This is a genomic window from Chryseobacterium indologenes (assembly GCF_018362995.1).
Classification (GTDB): domain Bacteria; phylum Bacteroidota; class Bacteroidia; order Flavobacteriales; family Weeksellaceae; genus Chryseobacterium; species Chryseobacterium indologenes_G.
Map to the genome: position 1 here is coordinate 3908113 of NZ_CP074372.1, position 20857 is coordinate 3928969.

The window sequence follows — 20857 nt, forward strand, 5'->3', positions numbered from 1 at the left end:
GATTATATTATTTGATATTCAATATGATTTTTATATTTTAATTTTACAAAAATCATGCCTTACAATATGAGAAATTTCAGTCATTATTTATACATAATTCTTTTCTTTTTCTCTTTTAATACGATATTTTCACAAAAAGGGAATTTTGAAATTAAGAATGGGAATTTTATCTTAAATGGAAAACCTTTCACAGTGTATTCCGGGGAGATGCACTATCCCAGAGTTCCTTCAGAATATTGGAAACACCGGCTGGAGATGATGAAAGCAATGGGTTTGAATACAGTTACCACTTATGTTTTTTGGAATTACCATGAAGAATCTCCCGGGAAATGGAATTTTTCAGGAGAAAAAGATTTGAAGAAGTTTATAAAAACAGCACAGGAAGTCGGTTTATATGTCATTATTCGGCCGGGACCTTACGTTTGTGCGGAATGGGAATTTGGTGGATATCCTTGGTGGCTACAAAAAAATAAAGACCTTGAAATAAGAAGAGACAATAAAGCTTTTCTCGAAGAATGCCGGAAATATATCAATCAGCTGGCAAAACAAATTGTACCGTTGCAGATCAATAATGGAGGCCCGGTAATTATGGTGCAGGCAGAAAATGAATTCGGATCTTATGTGGCTCAGAGAAAAGATATTCCTTTGGAAGAGCATAGAAAATACAGCCACAAGATAAAAGAGATGCTTTTGAACAGTGGAGTTTCAGTTCCGTTATTTACTTCAGATGGGAGCTCGCTTTTTAAAGGTGGCTCTATTGAAGGAGCGATACCAACAGCAAACGGAGAAGGTGATATTGATATTTTAAAGAAAAGTATCAATGAATATAATGGAGGGCAAGGTCCTTACATGGTTGCCGAATATTACCCCGGATGGCTTGATCATTGGGCAGAACCCTTTGTTAAGGTTACTACAGAAGAAGTGGTAAAGCAAACAGAGACGTATATAAAAAACGGAATTTCTTTTAATTATTATATGATTCATGGCGGAACCAACTTTGGATTTACCAGCGGTGCAAATTACGATAAGGATCATGATATACAGCCGGATATTACAAGCTATGATTATGATGCTCCTATCAGTGAAGCAGGGTGGGCCACTCCAAAGTATAATGCGTTGAGAGAAATTTTTCAAAAAATACATAAGAATCCGCTTCCGGATATTCCAAAGCCGATGAAGGTCATTACTATTCCCACCATTGAATTTTCAAAAATAAATTGCCTTTTTGACCTTACCAATCGTCAAAAACCTGTTGTGAGTGACAAACCACTCACCTTTGAAGATCTGAATATCGGAAGCGGGTATGTTCTCTACAGAAGAAAATTTGATAATGATACGAAAGGAAAATTAGAAATAAAAGGATTACGTGATTATGCCAATATATACATCAATGGCAGATGGAAAGGAGAATTGAACAGGATGAACAAAAAATATGATCTTGACATTGAAATAAAATCAGGGGACCGATTGGAAATTCTGGTTGAAAATATGGGCAGAATTAATTATGGAGCGGAGATTGTCCATAATTTAAAAGGCATTATCAGTCCTGTAAAAATCAACAGAACTGATGTCTCCGGAAACTGGGAAATGCTTCCAATGCTCTTTGATACTTTTCCCAAACATACTTTTAAGCAAAAAGACATTGCCGCTCACTCACCCGTAATTCAGGAAGCTGAATTTACACTGGATGAAACAGGAGATACTTTTCTTGATATGAGAAACTTTGGAAAAGGAATTGTTTTTATCAACGGAAAAAATGCAGGAAGATACTGGAGTACTGCCGGCCCTCAACAAACACTTTACATTCCCGGGGTATGGTTGAAAAAAGGTAGAAACCTGATTCAGATCTTTGAGCAAATTAAATCTCATAATACAGTAAGCGGTATTGAACATCCTATTCTTGATCAGCTTACGAAATAAGAGTTAATTTTTAAATATAAGTTTAAATTTATTTGCCTTTTCTTTAATTTGTTGTAAAATAATTAAATTATTATTGTTTTTAAAATGAAAAATTGATTAAATTTAATAGCAGCTAAAAACTAAACCATAACCGTAACTCAAATACTGATATTACCCGAAGGTGTAATTGTTTTCAATTTGTTTTCTGTTGAAATTTGCTACAAACAAAATAAGTCATGAGCATTTCCATCGCCATAGTAGAAGACGAAAAAAACTACAACAATGCGTTGAAGAAAGTAATCAATTACCAACAGGATATGAAGGTAACTGCTCAGTTCTTTGACGGAAATGATGCCATTCAAAATCTTCCTGCTATTTCACCCGATGTCGTGATGATGGATATTCAGTTGCAGGATATGCTCGGAATTGAAATCATAGAAAAACTGCGAAAAGAAATGCCTGATACACAATTTATCATGTGCACCAGTTTTGATGACGATGAAAAGATCTTTAATTCTTTAAAAGCCGGTGCGATGGGCTATCTTGTAAAAGGAGAAAGTATGGACAAAATCCTCTCTTCTATCCGGGATGTCTATCAGGGTGGAGCTCCGATGAGTTTTTCCATTGCCCGGAAAGTTCTCAAACATTTTGAAAGAAAGCTACCGGAAATTAAAGGTTTTGATGAACTTACAGAGCGTGAAAAGGAAATTCTTGAACTTCTTTCAGAAGGTCTTCTATACAAAGAAATTGCAGATAAAAAATGCATCAGCATTGATACAGTAAAAAAACACGTCGGAAATATCTACAGAAAACTTCACGTAAACAATAAAGTGGAGGCTATTAATAAATTTAACCAATCAAAAAACTAAGAAATTATGGAAAATTTAAATGCAACAAGTCAGGAAGTTCTTGATGATAATTTATCTTACAGAGAAGGTCCTATCGGTAATAAACTTGATCAGTTAGTGGATGGGGTGGAAATGCTGCCTATTAGCCGCATTCTGGCAGAAAGTTTTATTGATAGTGCTAAAAAGGGAGTTTTGCCATTTATGCAAAATCAAAATGTGAATTTTAATCTCGGAGGTATTTATGCTGTAAAACATTCACTCCTAAAAGATATTTGCGAGATTATGAATGAAATTAAGGCAACCTATTTAACATTTACTTTCGTACAGATAGATCCTCAGGATTCCAGGGTAAGACTCACACCATATTCTGAAAACAGAGCGATCTACATGGTTGCCTCTTTGCAAACACAAGATAAAAATACGATTGATGGAAATAATTATCTCATCATTAATGCCAGTCAGGATCTTACACTTAAAGATTTGAAAATTTCCAATGAGAGTTTAAAAGGGCTTAATGATTTTTATCTTGAGAATGGACACCGAGTACTCACTAATTATCTAGGGCGAAACAATACATTTTATATCAGTTATCATATCGTTGATCTGATAGATACCTTGTCAAAAGATGCCAGTGATACATTTATGATCAATCTTTGCGAGATCAGTGATGTTAAGAAAGTGATTTTCGAAAATAATCTTGGTGATAGATTTCGGGAAGATCAATATAAAAAACACTTTGAAACACACGAAAAACAAATGACACTTGTTTTTAGTACAGAAAAAGGATATTACGATATGGGTTCATTATATCCATAAAATGTTAATTCAAATATTATACATGGCAGTACTCTTGGCAGCTACTGTAAAGTCTATAGTTTTAGCTGGAAAGAAAGGTCTTTCCAGCCAAAACTATTTTGCTGTTTACTTATTCCTCTCACTTTGCCTGGAGCTCTATGGGCATTATAAAATATATAGTAAAGAATTTGACTTTGCTTATCTATTTAATTACTACAGTATTTTTCTGATCATTTTTTTTAATATCTATTACGCTAAAATCTTTTCTCAAAAAATCAGAATATTTTTTTTATCTGTACTCATTGCTATTCTAGTATATATCGTCCTGTTTGTGAAATTTTATAGTGAAAACTATGAAAATATACTGGGAATATTAGTTTGCTTTTATTTTATCATTAATGCGCTGCTTTGGTTTTATATCAGACTGAAAAACTTTGATGAAGTAAAAATTTTTAACGACCCGAACTTCTGGGTCTCCTGTGGATTACTTTTTTGGAGTATTTTTTTTATTTTCAGGTCAATCCCTATGTTTTTTCTTCAAGATAATGATCCTGAATTTTTACAAATTTTAAAATTAATACAGTATTGTGTTAATATCATTATGTACGGGATGTTCTATATTGCCTTAAAGAAATTTGAAAAAAACAATACAGTATGAAACAGCTGCCGGATACCATACGATTGGCTTACATTATTGCTGTTATTCTGTTAATAACTTTTGTCATTTTTATTGTCTTAATTGTTGTTTTGTATAATAAAAGACAGCTTTTTTTTATTCAGCAGCAACGGCTCAAAGAAGCAGAACATCAGAATCAGCTCCTGCAGAAAGAACTCGAAAAACAAAAAATTCTTGAGCAGGAACGCGAACGTATTTCCCATGATATGCATGATGATCTGGGAGCAGGAATTTCTGCATTAAAACTTCAGGCTGAATTCCTAAAGCAGAAAGCAGAAGATGATGATCTGCAGAGTGATATTGATGAACTACTGAAGACTTCAGAAGAAATGAATATTTCCATGCGGGAAATGCTCTGGAGCCTGAACTCAGGAAATGATACATTAGGTAGTTTTATCGATTATGCGATATTATATACCGGAAATTTTTTAAAGAAAACAAAAATAATACTGCTTTCAGAATGTGAAGATATCACTGCCGAAACTCCTGTTTCTACAGAAATGAGGCGTAATCTTTTTCTATGTTTAAAAGAAGCCGTAAATAATGTGTACAAACACAGTCATGCAGATACATTGAAACTTTCATTTTCACAGGAAGAAAATAACTTTTCTATGAAAATATCAGATAACGGAATTGGTATTCAGGACGATTTGCCAAAAGGAAACGGCCTCAGAAATATGAAAAGAAGGATGAATGAATTATCCGGTGAATGTCATATTTCATCCGAAAAACCTGGTACCTGCCTGGTTTTTAAAATAGTAATATAAAAATTACCCCTTTGTGTAATTGACTGGTGTGTTTTTTAGAGGGAAATTTGATCTATAAAACTAAAAGCCATGAAAACTCTTATTAATGACAGTATTGGAGATTTAGAAGCTGCTTTAAAAAACAACACAGATCTTCAGGAAAAATTTAAAACCAATCCTGTAGAGGCTATGAAAGAGGTGGAAATAAGAAACCCCAAAGACACCGATTACTGGATCTACAGAATTATAGTGCTTATGCTTGGGCTGGCAGTAATTACCATTATAGCAGGACTTATCCTTATTGCTTACTGGAATGACGGTGAAAGTAAGAATAATCAACTTGTAACAATCTTTGCAACCATTTCATCAGGAGCTATAGGAGCCTTAGCGGGTCTTTTATCTCCTACTCCGAGAAAATAAATAACTTAAAAACTAGATATCATGAAAACCATAAAATCATCCAAAACCTTAAAATTTGACCTCGCAGATAACCAAGACGTATTTTTAGAAATCACTGTATCATCTACCGGAACCTGTAGCACTCTTGTCACTATTCCCGAAGTTAAGGAATTTGATTACGAGAAAAGAGTGAGAATAGGTTCGTTTAGTGATCTTAAGGGAAGAACTGTTGAAATTAATCATGAGTTTTCTTTTGAAGGTATACCTAAGAAAAATTTAGATAATGCAATTCAGCAAACACAGATTACATACTCTCTTCTTAATGTAATTGGCCCTTTGCAGCCTTTTAAAAAGAAAACAAGCAAAGATTTGGACAGTGAAGATAGGATTAGTTCTGTAAAATTTATAACCATTCAACATATTACCTTATGAGAAATTTTATTCTGATAATCATTTTCTTTCCTTTAGTCTTTTATGCACAGCAGAAAAAAGATATTAATATTGAGTTGAAAGAATTAGAAATTACTACAGCACCTTCCGTTGTACTTTTAGGAGTTTCCCCATCAGAACTTGAAATTGTCAAATCAAAAAAAGCAATTGTTCTGAGTTTAGTAAATTCATTTAAAAAAAGTGAAGGTATTCCAGATAGTTATGCTTTTGAAGTTACTCCATTCTGGTTATTGCCATCAAGTAATATGAATTCCTCTAAATATGCCGGATATAGTACAGTGAAAGGAAGTGATAATGAAATGAAATATAAATGGAATGTTTTCAGTGAAGTTAAAAAAGCTTCATTTTCATTAGGATTTGTAAGAGATTTATCACTAGGTACTGGGGACGAAATGAAAAACCCTTCCTTTGCCTTCAGTGTTAGAAGTACCTTGATAAGAGTTCGGACAAGGAAGAATAAAGATTCAATAGTGGCTCATGATGCCTGGCTGAAAACCATTTTGGGTAATATCAACAAGGATTGGGTACATTCAAATGAACATAAATTATTAAGTGATTCATGTAATAGAGCTGGTGTTAAAGATGAAGCCAAAGCAGAAATTTTTGAAAAAGGCAAAGCACGTTTTAAGAAAAAATTTGCTGAAAAATATAAAAGCTCAAAAGAAGCTGATTATTACAGGAATCTGCTCGAAGCACCACCTCTCATTTCTGCAGATTTTGCGGGTGGTTACAGTACTTTTTTCTCAGATAATAAATTTTCAAACAATCATTTTGGGAAATTAGGATTTTGGCTAACCTTAAATACAGGTTTTGATTTTACAAAAAGTGATGAACCAAATGTAGAGAAAAGACTCAATTTCTATGGTATAGTTAGATATTTAGATGATGGAACAAATTTAGATGCTAATCAACAGTTCCTAAGAACAAAAAATTGTGATTTAGGTGGAAAAGCTGAATTTACCTATAAAAGATTCTCTATTTCTTACGAATATATTTATCGTATTAATGATATCGAAAATACCTTTCGCTCAAGTGGATTGATTGCTTATAAGGTTTCAGATAAAGTATACATCAATGCAGCCTTTGGGAAAAATTATGGAGAAAAAGATAATCTTATTTCATTTTTAGGCCTTAATTGGGGGTTGGATTCTGAAAAGAAGAGTGTTTTTGTAGATCCCCCAGATGAAAAAAAAATTCAATAATTACATTATAACTTAGAAAAACCTTTTTGAACGTTCAAGAAGGTTTTTTGTTTCTTTTAAAGTTGGAATTATCATAATATAAATTAACTAAAATTTAACTTGGATTTATTTCAAAAAAATCCCTCAAAATGGCCCTAAAAGTTAAATTTTGATTAAATTTGTCTAAACTAAAAAAAATAAAAAATGAGTGCAATTTCTTATATAGAAGCAAGACAGATTTTAGATTCCAGAGGTAATCCTACCATCGAAGTAGATGTATTTACAGAAAGCGGGGCAATGGGCCGTGCTGCTGTACCTTCAGGAGCATCTACAGGAGAACACGAAGCGGTAGAATTACGTGACGGTGGTTCAGAATATCAAGGAAAAGGAGTTCTGAAAGCTGTTGAAAATGTAAAAGAAGTAATTGCAGAGAATTTAGTTGGACAGCCGGTTTTCGAACAAAACTATATCGATCAGATTATGATTGATCTTGACGGAACGGCTAACAAAGGAAATCTTGGTGCTAATGCTATTCTTGGTGTTTCTTTGGCTGTGGCAAGAGCTGCGGCTGCAGAGTTGGGAATGCCACTTTATAAATATGTAGGAGGAGTAAACGCAAACACACTTCCTGTTCCAATGATGAATGTAATCAATGGTGGATCTCACTCAGATGCTCCTATCGCATTCCAGGAATTTATGGTTATGCCGGTAAAAGCAGATTCTTTCTCTCATGCATTGAGAAAAGGAACTGAGATTTTCCACAATCTTAAATCTATTCTTCATTCAAGAGGTTTATCTACTGCAGTAGGTGACGAAGGTGGTTTTGCTCCTACTTTCAAAGGAACTGAAGATGCTTTGGATACCTTACTTCAGGCAATTGAAAAAGCAGGTTATAAGCCTGGTGACGACATTATGTTGGCATTAGACTGTGCTGCTTCAGAATTCTACAAAGACGGAATTTATGACTACAGAAAATTCCAGACTCCGGATGCAGCTCAGTTTTCAAGCAGCGAGCAGGTTTCTTACCTTGCTGAGCTGGCAGCTAAATATCCAATCATATCTATCGAAGACGGTATGCAGGAAAATGACTGGGAAGGTTGGAAAATGTTAACTGATAAAATTGGTGACAGAGTACAGTTGGTAGGAGATGATTTATTTGTGACTAACGTAGAGAGATTATCAAGAGGAGTAAAAGAAAATATTGCGAACTCAATCCTTGTAAAAGTAAACCAGATCGGTTCTCTTTCTGAAACAATGGCAGCCGTACAAATGGCTCAGAACAACAAATTCACTTCAGTAATGTCTCACAGATCAGGAGAAACTGAAGATTCTACCATCGCTGATTTAGCAGTAGCAATGAACTGTGGACAGATCAAAACAGGTTCAGCTTCAAGATCAGATAGAATGGCAAAATACAACCAACTGTTGAGAATCGAAGAAGCTTTAGGTGAAACTGCAATTTTCCCAGGATTGGAAGCTTTTAAAATCAAAAGATAATTAATCGAATTTATAAATAACGGCAAGCGAAATTTTTAGTTTGCCGTATTTTATGGAAAGTGGTATATTTAAAAAAAATAAATAAATAATGTCAGACAACAAAGTAATATTGAATTACGACGGTAATTCATATGAATATCCAATTGTGGATAGTACTATCGGAGACAGAGGGATTGATATTTCAAAATTAAGAGACCAGACAGGTTTGATCACTCTGGATTTAGGTTATAAAAATACAGGAGCTACCATTAGCGACATCACTTACTTAGACGGAGATAAAGGAGAATTATTCTACAGAGGTTATCCAATTGAGCAGATTGCTGAAAAATCTAACTTCACAGAAGTAATGTATCTTTTATTACATGGAGAATTACCTACTCAGGATCAGTTTACTTCATTCGACAGCAATATTAAAAAATATAACTTCATCGCAGACGAAATGAAAAAAATCATTGATGTTTTTCCTCGTTCTGCTCACCCTATGGGAGTTTTATCTTCTTTAACTTCTGCTTTGACAGCTTTCAACCCGAAAGCAGTTAACGTAAACTCTAAAGAAGAAATGGATCACGCAGCTGAGTTGATGATCGCTAAGTTCTCTCACCTTTGTGCCTGGACTTACAGAAAAACTCAAGGTTTACCATTAAACCACGGAGATAACAACCTAAACTATGTAGAGAACTTCTACAAAATGGCATTCAGATTACCAAACGCTGATTTCGAAATCGATCCGGTAGTTGTAAATGCTTTAGATAAATTATTAATCCTTCACGCAGACCACGAACAAAACTGTTCTACTTCTACAGTAAGAATGGTAGGTTCTGCTCACACAGGTCTTTTCGCTTCTATCTCTGCTGGGGTATCTGCACTTTGGGGACCACTTCACGGTGGTGCTAACCAGGCGGTAATCGAAATGCTTGAATTGATCGAGAAAGATGGTGGTGATGTATCTAAATATGTTGCTAAAGCTAAAGATAAAGCTGATAATTTCCGTCTAATGGGATTCGGACACAGAGTTTACAAAAACTTCGACCCAAGAGCGAAAATTATCAAGAAAGCTGCTGATGATATCCTTACAGCATTAGGTATCCAGGATAAAGCTCTTGACATTGCAATGCAGTTAGAAAGAGTAGCTCTTGAAGACGAGTACTTCGTAGAAAGAAAACTATATCCAAACGTAGACTTCTATTCAGGAATCATCTACAGAGCGTTAGGAATCCCTACAGAAATGTTTACAGTAATGTTTGCATTGGGAAGACTTCCGGGATGGATCTCTCAGTGGAAAGAAATGAGACTGAAAGGAGACCCTATCGGAAGACCAAGACAGGTTTACCAAGGTGCTCAGGAAAGAAACTACATCGACATTGCAAGCAGATAATATTTGCTTATACCATAAAAAAAATCCCAAAGCTTGCTTTGGGATTTTTTTATTTTAAATGTTGCCTGAAAAAAATAAAATGATGCTCAATGGATTTTTTCCAATATTCTGTATTATGATTTCCCGGTTGAGAAATAAATGTAATGGGAATTTTCAGGCTTTCGGCAATATCTCTAATTTCAATCGTGGAAGGATAAAGTATATCTTCCGTGCCGCAATCTATTAGAAAAGGATTTCCTTTATTATAAGCTTTTAAAAGCGTTGAAATATTATATTGGCTCCATTCTTCCGGTGAACCTAATGTTTTGCCCAGATCATCAGTAATTCTTGTTGTATTAAAGAACTGTAAACTTGCATTTCGGATAATATTAGGATCTAACGAAAATGCACCACTCGTACTTCCGGCAGTATTGAAATAATCCCGATGAAGCAAAAAATATCGGATAGCACCATATCCTCCCATGCTCAATCCACTGATAAAAATATTTTTTTTGTCGATGCTGAAGTTTTTATGAACCTTGGGAATCAGCTCTTTAAAAAAGAAATCTTCAGCTCTTGACCCTTTATCGTAAGGGCTGTTTATATACCATGTTGTAAACCCATCCGGGCAGACAATAATCATTTTATATTGATCAGAAAATTTCTGAAGGTCTGTTGTTTGTGACCATTGACGATAATTTTCACTGTACCCATGCAGTAAATATACTAATGGATATTTCTCTTTCATATCATAAGTTTTAGGTTTGAAAATCAGTACCGTATCTGGTTTTGATATAAATCTGGATTTTAGAACCCATTTTTCCTGCGCTTTGAATAGTTGCAGGTTTATGAGAAGGCCAATAATCAACAGGATGTTTTTTGTATACATAATTTTGTAATTTTAAGGTAAATTTCTGCAAGATGTCTGTGGATTGCAATAACGAACAAAATTGTGAGTGATCATTATGAGAAAAGAAACTTCTACCAATGCGGCAAACGAACAGTTTTTGTTCGGTATCTGTGAACTGAATTCCGCAGTAAGCATTATCAGCGGGCGCTGGAAATCACAGATTATTTATTCAATTTCGGAAGGAAACAATAGGTTTCATCTTTTGAAGAAAGAATTGTCTAATATTTCTGAACAGGTTTTAGGGAGACAGCTAAAGGAATTGGAAACCCATAAGATTATCATTAAAAAAGACATTCCTGATACCATTCCTTCCGGAATTGAGTATATACTGACAAACAAAGGCGAAGACCTTGTCCCTATCCTGAAAAGCTTATGTGAATGGGGGAAAGAATATGAGAATGGAAAAGAAATAATGATCTGTAATATTTCTTAGAAAAACATATATGTTGCTGAAATTGAATCTAATAATTTGTTAATTTTGTTTTTATGAAATTATTGGTATGCTCAGAACTGAATGATTGAATAACCAGACTTTATAATAAACTGTGATATCAAATGTTTCATTATTTAAGAATAAATTAATTATCATGACTTTCGGACAACAGATGTTATTTTTCTTCAGTGCAGTAGGAGCATTCAACGGACTTCTGCTGGGGATTTATCTGTTGTTTGTTAAAAAACTGAAGTATCTGCCGGATTTTTTCCTTGGTCTTCTTCTTCTCATGCTAAGTTTAAGAGTAGGAATTTCCGTATGTATTTACTTTTATCCCGACTTGCCGAGAATTATTCCTCATTTGGGGCTTTCAGCCTTATTTTTCACCGGACCGGCTCTATATTACTATGTGAAATCTTCCTTTCAGCAAGACCAGTTTGATTGGAAGAACTGTCAGAAATGGTTTGGAATACTAACCCTGATTTTAGGAGCGGTCGGTTTATTATATCTGCTTTTCCCTGTTACATGGGAACATTATTTTGGAACATTTATTTATACCGCTTGGTCTATATTTGTATTCCTTACAGTTTACCAGTACTATAACTTTTCAAAGCAAAACCGTAAGAGCCCGAACAAATTTATTCTTCCGGTACTGATCAGTAATGTGATTATCTTTTTGACGTATCAGTTGATTTCAACGGGTTGGGTACAGATATACTGTGCAGGAGGAAGTCTGGTGTTTTCATTTGTGTTGTATGCCAACTTTTTAATCTTATTCAATAAAAAATATCAGCAGCTTCCGGTAAAAGAAACAGAAAAATACTCCAATAAAAAAATTTCCGGAGAACAGGTGGACAATTTTGTATCAAGATTAGAAAGATTAATGGATACGGAAGAACTCTATAAAAATCCGAATTTAAAACTGAGCGATCTCGCTTCAAGAATGAATATGTCATCTCATCAGCTTTCCCAATTGCTGAATGATAATTTGGGGAAAAGTTTTGCTACCTGCATTAATGAATACAGGATCAATGAAGCCTGTGAAATGATAGAAAACGGATCTTATTTAAAAATTGAGGAGATTGGTTATGAAGTAGGATTTAATTCCAAGTCAACTTTCTTTTCAACTTTCAAGAAAATTAAAAATACAACCCCTCTTTTGTATAAACAGTCTCAAACCGTTACTGAGCCTAGGTTTCAGAGTTCAAATTTATAATTCAGTACTGCGGAATTTCAATTTCAAAACCGCTTTTTTACGACAAGCCGATACTTTTGATTTCATAAAATTTAAAATTTATGATCATCAAATTGTGGCTTTTGTTATTTCTGCTATTTCTCTCCATTTTTGGAAAAGCACAGGAAATTGTAAAAAGTAAAGTTTCGGATTCTCTGGCTCAGGTAAGATCTTCCACCACAAATATTTCTGAAGTCATTCTTCAATCAGCTCCGCGAAAGATGAAATTGAATGATGGAAACCTGGTTGTATCTGTTGTCGGAAACAGAGATTTTAAAACCTCTACCCATCTTCTTGATGTTTTAAGAAAAACACCCGGTGTTACAGTAGACCAGGAAGACGGGATTTTTATTGGTGGAAGAATTGCTCCGGCTGTTCTTATTGATGGAAAACCTGTTGTAATGAGCAATCAGGAATTGCAGACCTATTTGCGGTCTTTATCTCCGGATATGGTGGAATCTGTAGAAGTGAATACCAATCCGTCTTCAAAATACGATGCCGAATTTAAAGGGATCATTGATATTAAATTAAAAAAGAATATCAGTCTCGGCTGGAAAGCAAGCTATAATGGTAATGTGTATATCAATAAATTCAATTACAAGGAAAATGTATTCAATACATCTTATCATACGGAAAAAGTGACATACACTCTTCAGACAGGTTATAATGAAGGGATTTCTACCTATCGTTATCATGCGTTGCAGCGGTTGGCAAATACCAATATTATGCGTACCCATACCTATCAGGAAGATTTTGGAAAGGTATACAATATTCAGACTGGAGCTGATTTCAGAATGAATGATAAAAACAGGCTTGGGATCAATCTGAGAGGTAATTTCAGGGATAATGACCGTACACGGGACGGCTCTCTTTTTACTACCGATAAAAATGAAACCCAGACAATATTGAATACCGCCAGTGAAAATCCCACCCGTTATTCACAGAATAATTACGGAATTACCACCGATTATTCTTTTCAAAACAAAGGATTTAAAATCAATTTTTTAGGGAACTATCTTTCAGTTAAAAATAAACAGAATGATGATTTTATCAATAGAGATAAGACTACAACTGATCTTCTGTCTTACTGGAAATCTGATTTGATTAATAAAATTAATATCTATACTGCACAGATAGATGCTTCACAGAAAATTGATCATGCAGATCTTGAAGCAGGAGTCAAATACAGCAGTTCAGATACTCAAAACAACATCAGGTACGATACACTGTCTGCCGGAAATCAATTTGTCTTTGATCCTGCGAGAAGTAATGTGTTTTCATATAAAGAAAAAATCTGGGCAGGTTATCTGGCGTACAGACAGAAAATAGGAAACTTACAGATCAATGCAGGATTAAGATTTGAAAATACCAACAGTATTTCCAATGCAGTTACCGTGGATTCCGTTGTTACAAGAAATTATCTGAAATGGCTGCCTTCATTAAGTGCAAATTATACTTTTAATAAATCCAGTGAGTTTTCCCTTTCTTACAGCAGGAAAATAACGAGACCGGTTTTCTCTCAGCTTAATCCGTTCCGGTTTTATTTCAGTCCGTTAAATTACTGGATAGGAAATCCTTATCTGCTTCCTTCCTTTACAAGCCAGATAAAAGCAACCTATCGATATAAAAACTGGATCACCAGCTTTACAGTTGGAAAAGAAAAAGATGTGATGACACGTTATCCATTGTACAACCCGGAAACGAATGTATTGGAGTATCTGGGAACGAATCTTCCGTACAGGAACTTTGCTGTTTTGGAAACCAGCTTTCCAATCCGAATTACAAAATGGTGGAATATTACCAGCCAGATCACGGGATATTATAATGATGAATTCAGGCCTTATCTGGATGAGGTTTTTGCATTGAAAATTTACAATTTTGAAGTAAGGCTAAACCAGGTGTTTTCCCTTCCAAAAGGATTTACCGTAAACGTATTTGCTAACTATGAATCAAAAACGGGAAATAGTCTTTACATTATCAAACCAAGATATACCGTAGATGTATCAGTGCAAAAGTCGTGGTTTGATAACCAACTGAACACTAAATTGGGTTTTAATAATCTTTTGGATTCTTATGAGCAACGATTGGAATTCCGGCACAAGCAGATTATGGATAATCGTTTTACCCATTGGTGGGATAGCCGCCGATTGGTATTTTCTCTCAGTTATAATCTAGGAAGTTCAAAATATCAGGTTAAAGAAACCCAGAAGACAGAAGAAGAAAACAGAACGAGATAAGAAAGCCTGCTTTTTAAAGCAGGCTTTCGTTTTTATTATGGACATTGACATCTGTCGCATGTCCAGATATAACAATTTCCTGCATCATCCCACTCGCAGCATCTTCTGCCTGTTGAGATTGGTGCGCCTCCCATTACGGATTTCTGTTGCTCTCTTCCTAGTTTTTGTGCATTTTTCAGCACCGGATTGTTCTTGTTCATGACTTTGATTTTTGGTGTTAATAGTTAAGTTTTAAGAAATATAATTTCGCGAAAATTATATCACTAATATAGGAAATTAAATAATATGATTATCTGTTTTTTTGTTCTTATGTAGATGGAAAATAGTAAGTTGTAGATGTTTTTGGAGCTATTCACTACAGTTGGCTTTACAGACAAGGAAATTTTGTTGAAGGGTGCTGATTTTAGAGATCAAATTTAATGCATAAAATAATCCAAAAGTTTTACAGGTAGAGACCTTTACTTATATTTGTAGTATTGCATAAATCTTTATGAGACTAAACATTAAAAACGAAACGGGTAGGCTGAAGTCAGTAGTTCTAGGCCAGCCTAATTCATTGGGAGCAGTTCCCACACTAGAGGAAAGTTATGACGCAAAGTCATATTACTCAATCGAACACAATATTTATCCTAAAGAAGAGGATATTATTAATGAAATGAACGCTTTTGAAGCAGTTTTAAAAAAGTATGACGTTGAAGTACTGCGTCCAAGTATCATCAAAGATTACAACCAGGTTTTCTCAAGAGATGTAGCCTTTGTGATTGACGATAAGATGATCATTTCCAATGTGATCGCGGACAGAGCAGACGAGCAGGAGGCATACAAAAGCGTTTTTGAGAAAGTAGCATGGAGAAAGATCATCAACCTTCCGGAAACAGCTCATATTGAAGGAGGAGATGTGATCGTATGGAATGATTTCCTTTTTATAGGAACCTGCTTCAGTGAAGATTACAGAAACTATAAGACGGCAAGAACAAACGAATATGCCATTGAAATCTTAAAAGAATATTTTCCAAAGAAAAGAATTATTGACCTGGAACTGAAGAAAAACGATAAAGTTCCGTTTGAAGGTATCCTGCATTTGGACTGTACATTTAATCCCGTAGGAGAAGACAAATGTATCATTTATAAAAACGGATTTGTAGATGAAAGTGATTACCGCTTAATCATCGATATTTTCGGAGAAGAAAACTGCTTCCATATCAATGATGAAGAAATGTTTGAAATGTTCCCGAATATCTTCTCAATTGCTCCTGATGTAGTAGTTTCAGACAAAGCATTCACAAGAATGAATGACCATTTGAGAAACGTATGGGGAATGACCGTTGAAGAAATCCCTTACAGAGAAATCTCTAAAATGGGTGGTTTGTTGAGATGTTCTACAATGCCGCTTGTGAGAGAATAATGGAGTAGGAGTGTTTTAGGGTTTGAGAGTGGGAGAGTTGTAGTCTTTCAATCTTCAATCTTTTAATTTTTTAAATCAAAAACAATGCAAACAACAGATACAGTATTAATGATAGAACCGATTGCATTCGGTTACAACGCTGAGACAGCAAAAAACAATTATTTTCAGGTAGAACAGACGGGTTCTGATATCCAGTCAAAAGCTTTGGCCGAGTTCAATACCTTTGTTGGAAAGCTGAGAGGAAAAGGAATTAATGTGATCACTATAAAAGATACATTAGATCCTCATACTCCCGATTCTATTTTCCCAAATAACTGGGTAAGTTTTCACAAGGATGGAAAAGTGGTTTTATATCCGATGTTCGCTTCCAACAGAAGAGTAGAAAGAAGAGATGATATTATTGAAAGCATCAAAGATCAGGGCTTTGAAGTTACAGAAATTGATGATTGGTCTTTTCCTGAAACTCAGGGACATTTCCTGGAAGGAACAGGAAGTATGATTTTCGATCACGATAACAAAATTGCTTACGGATCTGTTTCTTTGAGACTGGATGAAAAACTGTTCAGAGAATTCTGTGCAAAATTCGGATTCACTCCGGTTGTATTCCATTCATTTCAGACAGTAGGAACAGAAAGGCTTCCAATCTATCACACCAACGTAATGATGTGTGTGGCAGATAAATTTGTTGTAATCTGTCTTGATTGTATTGATGATGAATTGGAAAGAGAAAAAGTAGTGGAAACTATTAAAGGTTCCGGAAAAGAAATCATCGAAATTTCAGAAGAGCAGATGCAGCAGTTTGCAGGAAATATGCTTCAGGTTCAGAATAAGGATGGTGAGAAATTCCTGGTGATGAGCCAGACTGCTTACCAGTCTTTAACTACAGAACAAGTTGCAGCTATTGAAAAATACTGCGAAATTATCTATTCAGACCTGAATACAATTGAAGTAAATGGAGGAGGAAGTGCAAGATGTATGCTTGCTGAGGTTTTTCTTCCAAAAAAATAATATATTTACGAAAAAATTAATTGAACCCATTATCAAGTAAAGGTTTACATATTCTTCTGACTTTGGAAACGGAGTCAGAAGATTTGTTATTAGACAGCAAAGGTTTTCTGGCGTTTACAGAAGAAATTCTGAAAACCAAAGAGGTAGAAATTGTAGGAGTAACCAATCATATTTTTGAAAATGACAGTTTTACTTCCGCAGTAATCCTTAAAGAGTCTCACCTTTGTATCCACACGTGGCCGGAATTTAAACAGCTTACTTTTGATGTTTTCCTTTGCAATTATACACAGGACAACACCACAAAAGTAGAGCAGATTGCAGATGAGGTGGTTCAGTATTTTAAAGCTAATACCATTCAAAAACACAAAATTTACAGATAAAAATGCACTATGTCTGCCCAGCATGCGAATCAGAAAATACATTAGATCTCACCTTTCCTATCGAGGAATATGTTTGTAAAACCTGCTCTCACCTCATTGATGTAGCAGGAAATAAAAAGACTAAACATTTGAAAGTACCGACAGAAAATGTTGTCTTGGATGTCGGACAGAAAGGAGAAATTAACGGTGTAGAATATACGGTCGTTGCAATTACTGTCAAAAGATACGGAAACAGTATTTTCTGGCGGGAATATTCTTTAAAAGACAGCAAAGGAAATGATGCTTTCCTGAGTGAAAGTGACGGACATTGGGTTTTCCTGACCTCAATGCACCCTGATGATTTTAAAGGTAAAAATTCAAAATTGCCAACCTATCTCGGACGAACTTATCGCTGGTATGAAAATACTCCATGCAGTATCGATGCGGCAGCCGGATTTTTTGATGAACATCTGGATTTCAATCTTGCTACTTACCAGGAATACGTCAACGGAACCCGTATGATCTCACAGGAGACGGTGGGTAAAAAAAATCAATACTTCTACGGAGTTCACATTTCAAAACATGAGGTTAAAAGAGCTTTCAAAATAGCTCATATGCCTTATTATACAGGAATTGGGATTGTTCAACCTTATTATTTTGATATCAGACAGGCGATAAACATTTTTTGTATAGCAGCGTTATTGATATGCCTGCTTCAGCTGTATGTTTATGCATCAAGAACTAACGAAACCGTTTTTGCGGAAACCATCAATTTTTCTGATGTAAAAGATAAGGAATTGGTCAGCAAAAGCTTCACCCTCTCAGGAGGCTCAGCACCGTTAAAAGTCAATGCATTTTCAGGAGTTGATAATTCCTGGGCAAATATCCAGTTGAGTCTTGTGAATGAAAAGACCAATGAAATTATCTATACTTCCAAAGATATCGAACAATATCATGGTTACGAAGATGGAGAAAGCTGGTCAGAAGGAAGTCAGTCCGAAGATTTTAATCTGTGTGGGGTAGGCTCCGGAAAATATCACTTCATTATTTCAGCCGAAAAAGAAGGAGGCTTACCTTCATTTTCAGGTCTTACATCGCCTGATTCAAAGATCATGATATCACGGGATAAATCAGGAATCATTGAGATTACTGATATATTCAAGGTGCAGACCAAAACTTTTACAGACGGACAGACGCTGGAAAAAGATACCTCGGAAGTAATCAGGCTTGCCAAAGCATCGTTCGGAACTCAAAAGCTGGACTCCCTGATTAATACTGAAGCACTTAGACTCACTACAGACCCCATTTCAAGCAATACCTATGTACAGCTCAAAGCAACCTGGCTTCCCGTTTCATTCTGGAACTTCGGATTTATTTTATTCATAATGGTTGTTCTCTTTGTAGCGATGTGGATAGGAAGACATTTCTTTAATGTGAATAAATGGAAGAATAGTTCAAATACCCCTTATGCCACATCATGATGACTAATATTTTAAATTACATAAGACAAAACTGGATAATCTGCCTGATCGGAGGATTCTGCCTGACTTGGTTTGTATATCTTACCTATCAGGGAAATCAGGTCTGCGACTGTGCCAAGACAGAAACATACCGCGACGGAACCACAAGAAGCCATTCCAGAGTAGGATTCTACAGATACTATCACAAATAAAAATATAAAAACTATGGACAACATCAATTTCTTACCCATATTAAACTCGGTTCTTTATTCATTTTTAGGAATCGCCATTTTGCTTGCATGTTATTTCATTATTGAAAAAATTACTCCTGAAAAAACATGGCATGAGATCGCCCAGAACAAAAATATAGCAATTGCTATTGTCTTCGCGGCATTTATTATCGGGATTTCAATGATTATAAGCGCTGCAATTCATGGATAAGAAGAGGATTCCTCTTGAGCTGCTTTTATTGTTTTCAGTATTCGTCATTGCTACATGTGGATTGATTTATGAACTGGTGGCCGGAGCCCTGGCGAGCTATCTTTTAGGAGACTCTGTAAAGCAGTTTTCCTTTATTATCGGGGTGTATTTATTTTCAATGGGAGTAGGTTCCTATTTTGCGAAATTCATCAAAGGGAACCTGATCGATAAATTTATTGAGATTGAGATTCTGGTAGGAATCGTAGGCGGAATCAGCTCTGTTGTGCTCTTTACTTTGTTTAATACACTTGCACATTTTGAAAGCGTTCTCTACCTTTTCGTCTTTTTCACAGGATGTCTCGTTGGAGTGGAAATTCCGCTTTTAATGAATATTCTGAAAGATAGAGTACAGTTTAAAGATTTAGTTTCCAATGTCTTTGCCTTCGATTATATCGGGGCTTTGCTGGCATCCATTCTATTTCCGCTGGTTTTGATTCCGAAGCTGGGAATTGTCAAGACACCTTTGTTTTTCGGACTCATTAATATTTCGATCGCTATATTCTTATGCTATTACCTTAAAAGAGAACTGTCAAAACCGTTTTCATTAAAAGTAAAATCAATTTCAGCATTTATTGTATTGGTAGGACTTTTTATTTTCTCTGATACTATTTTGTCTTATTCTGAAGAAAAATTATATGGTGAAAATGTAGTCTATACCAAAAGCTCTCCTTACCAAAGGATTGTTTTAACAAGAAATACTCATGAATTTCGCTTGTATTTGAATAATAACTTACAGTTTTCTTCCACTGACGAATACCGCTATCATGAAGCTTTAGTACATCCGGCGATGTCTATGGCAAAAAAGATTGATAACGTTCTGATTCTGGGAGGTGGCGACGGTTTTGCAGCGAGAGAAGTGTTAAAATATAAAGACGTTAAAAAAATCACACTGGTAGATCTTGATGGAGAAATGACTCAGTTTTTCAAGACCAACGAAACCATGCGAAGACTGAACCAGAATTCTTTTTCCAATCCGAAAGTGGAGATCATTAATAAAGACGCTTACATTTGGGTAAAGGAGAGCAAAAAAAAGTTTGATGTTATCATCATAGACTTTCCGGATCCATCCAATTACAGCTTAGGAAAACTATACTCCCTGCAGTTTTATAAAGAATTGGAAAGACTGACTACCCTTGATACAAAGATTGTGGTTCAGACCACCTCTCCGTATTTCGCGCCTAAATCTTTCTGGTGTATAGAAAAAACGATCAATCAGATTTTTCCTTTCACAGCAGCGTATCACACCTATGTTCCGTCTTTCGGAGAATGGGGATTTTCTATGGCTTCATTTGAGCCCATCAACAACAGGATTTACAGAAAACTTCCCGGTTTGAAATACTATGATTATAATTTTTCACAGATGTCTTATTTCAATAAAGATATGAAGGTGAAAGATGTAGAAGTTAACCGTCTGGATAACCAGATACTAGTTCGTTATTTTGATGAAGAGTGGGGAAAAGTACAGTAGAAAGGATTTTCTTAAAAC

General features: G+C 35.2%; 21 protein-coding genes. 19 read left to right on the forward strand and 2 right to left on the reverse strand.

The features are described 5' to 3' along the window. Positions 1–66: 66 nt before the first annotated feature. From DYR29_RS17700 to DYR29_RS17740, 9 genes are all read left to right on the forward strand, one after another. Positions 67–1920 carry a glycoside hydrolase family 35 protein gene (locus tag DYR29_RS17700; protein WP_249413531.1) on the forward strand — a complete coding sequence of 618 codons (1854 nt, stop codon included), beginning with the start codon at positions 67–69 and terminating at the stop codon, positions 1918–1920. Between the two features lie 215 nt (positions 1921–2135). Continuing rightward, complete coding sequence (locus DYR29_RS17705; protein ID WP_213277891.1) at positions 2136–2768, forward strand: response regulator; 633 nt, start codon at positions 2136–2138, stop codon at positions 2766–2768. Positions 2769–2774: 6 nt separating this feature from the next. Then, positions 2775–3563, forward strand: a complete 789-nt coding sequence (locus DYR29_RS17710; RefSeq protein WP_213277892.1) for a hypothetical protein — start codon at positions 2775–2777, stop codon at positions 3561–3563. 633 nt (positions 3564–4196) lie between these two features. Beyond that, positions 4197–4985: a sensor histidine kinase gene (locus DYR29_RS17715; RefSeq protein WP_213277893.1), complete on the forward strand. Its 789-nt coding sequence runs from the start codon at positions 4197–4199 to the stop codon at positions 4983–4985. A 69-nt stretch (positions 4986–5054) separates the two neighbouring features. Next, entirely contained in the window at positions 5055–5384 is a 330-nt protein-coding gene (locus DYR29_RS17720) for a hypothetical protein (protein WP_047422418.1), read from the forward strand. A 21-nt stretch (positions 5385–5405) separates the two neighbouring features. Then, entirely contained in the window at positions 5406–5795 is a 390-nt protein-coding gene (locus DYR29_RS17725; RefSeq protein ID WP_213277894.1) for a hypothetical protein, read from the forward strand. Further along, positions 5792–7015, forward strand: a complete 1224-nt coding sequence (locus DYR29_RS17730) for a hypothetical protein (RefSeq protein WP_213277895.1) — start codon at positions 5792–5794, stop codon at positions 7013–7015. Before DYR29_RS17725 ends, DYR29_RS17730 begins: the two co-directional genes overlap by 4 nt. A 183-nt stretch (positions 7016–7198) precedes the next feature. Beyond that, on the forward strand, positions 7199–8491 hold the full coding sequence (eno, locus tag DYR29_RS17735; RefSeq protein WP_105702132.1) for a phosphopyruvate hydratase: 1293 nt from the start codon (positions 7199–7201) through the stop codon (positions 8489–8491). Positions 8492–8579: 88 nt separating this feature from the next. Continuing rightward, a complete protein-coding gene (locus tag DYR29_RS17740; protein ID WP_047422422.1) occupies positions 8580–9866 on the forward strand; it encodes a citrate synthase in 1287 nt (428 codons plus the stop codon). 49 nt (positions 9867–9915) lie between these two features. Here the strand turns inward: DYR29_RS17740 and DYR29_RS17745 are convergent, their stop codons facing one another. Continuing rightward, positions 9916–10734 (reverse strand): alpha/beta hydrolase, encoded by an 819-nt coding sequence (locus tag DYR29_RS17745; RefSeq protein WP_213277896.1) that lies wholly within the window; start codon positions 10732–10734, stop codon positions 9916–9918. Positions 10735–10810: 76 nt separating this feature from the next. Between DYR29_RS17745 and DYR29_RS17750 the strand changes: the two genes are divergently transcribed. From DYR29_RS17750 to DYR29_RS17760, 3 genes are all read left to right on the forward strand, one after another. Then, the gene (locus DYR29_RS17750) at positions 10811–11188 is read left to right on the forward strand and encodes a winged helix-turn-helix transcriptional regulator (RefSeq protein ID WP_213277897.1); all 378 of its coding nucleotides are present in this window, start codon (positions 10811–10813) and stop codon (positions 11186–11188) included. Positions 11189–11342: 154 nt separating this feature from the next. Further along, positions 11343–12404 carry a helix-turn-helix domain-containing protein gene (locus DYR29_RS17755; protein ID WP_213277898.1) on the forward strand — a complete coding sequence of 354 codons (1062 nt, stop codon included), beginning with the start codon at positions 11343–11345 and terminating at the stop codon, positions 12402–12404. 80 nt (positions 12405–12484) lie between these two features. Next, positions 12485–14659 (forward strand): TonB-dependent receptor domain-containing protein, encoded by a 2175-nt coding sequence (locus DYR29_RS17760; RefSeq protein ID WP_213277899.1) that lies wholly within the window; start codon positions 12485–12487, stop codon positions 14657–14659. A 35-nt stretch (positions 14660–14694) separates the two neighbouring features. On the opposite strand, the gene DYR29_RS17765 is transcribed toward DYR29_RS17760, so the two are convergent. Then, complete coding sequence (locus DYR29_RS17765) at positions 14695–14859, reverse strand: hypothetical protein (RefSeq protein ID WP_156121012.1); 165 nt, start codon at positions 14857–14859, stop codon at positions 14695–14697. Positions 14860–15149: 290 nt separating this feature from the next. Between DYR29_RS17765 and DYR29_RS17770 the strand changes: the two genes are divergently transcribed. From DYR29_RS17770 to DYR29_RS17800, 7 genes are all read left to right on the forward strand, one after another. Next, positions 15150–16064 (forward strand): dimethylarginine dimethylaminohydrolase family protein, encoded by a 915-nt coding sequence (locus DYR29_RS17770; RefSeq protein WP_047422426.1) that lies wholly within the window; start codon positions 15150–15152, stop codon positions 16062–16064. 84 nt (positions 16065–16148) lie between these two features. After that, positions 16149–17072 carry a citrulline utilization hydrolase CtlX gene (ctlX, locus tag DYR29_RS17775; protein ID WP_213277900.1) on the forward strand — a complete coding sequence of 308 codons (924 nt, stop codon included), beginning with the start codon at positions 16149–16151 and terminating at the stop codon, positions 17070–17072. A gap of 20 nt (positions 17073–17092) precedes the next feature. Beyond that, complete coding sequence (locus DYR29_RS17780) at positions 17093–17452, forward strand: S-adenosylmethionine decarboxylase family protein (protein WP_213277901.1); 360 nt, start codon at positions 17093–17095, stop codon at positions 17450–17452. A 2-nt stretch (positions 17453–17454) separates the two neighbouring features. Next, positions 17455–18912 (forward strand): DUF4178 domain-containing protein, encoded by a 1458-nt coding sequence (locus DYR29_RS17785; RefSeq protein WP_213277902.1) that lies wholly within the window; start codon positions 17455–17457, stop codon positions 18910–18912. Beyond that, entirely contained in the window at positions 18909–19103 is a 195-nt protein-coding gene (locus DYR29_RS17790) for a hypothetical protein (RefSeq protein WP_213277903.1), read from the forward strand. Before DYR29_RS17785 ends, DYR29_RS17790 begins: the two co-directional genes overlap by 4 nt. Before the next feature lie 13 nt (positions 19104–19116). Next, positions 19117–19332, forward strand: a complete 216-nt coding sequence (locus tag DYR29_RS17795) for a DUF350 domain-containing protein (RefSeq protein WP_213277904.1) — start codon at positions 19117–19119, stop codon at positions 19330–19332. Then, positions 19325–20839 carry a polyamine aminopropyltransferase gene (locus DYR29_RS17800; RefSeq protein WP_213277905.1) on the forward strand — a complete coding sequence of 505 codons (1515 nt, stop codon included), beginning with the start codon at positions 19325–19327 and terminating at the stop codon, positions 20837–20839. The genes DYR29_RS17795 and DYR29_RS17800 overlap by 8 nt, the downstream gene beginning before the upstream one ends. Positions 20840–20857: the final 18 nt, after the last annotated feature.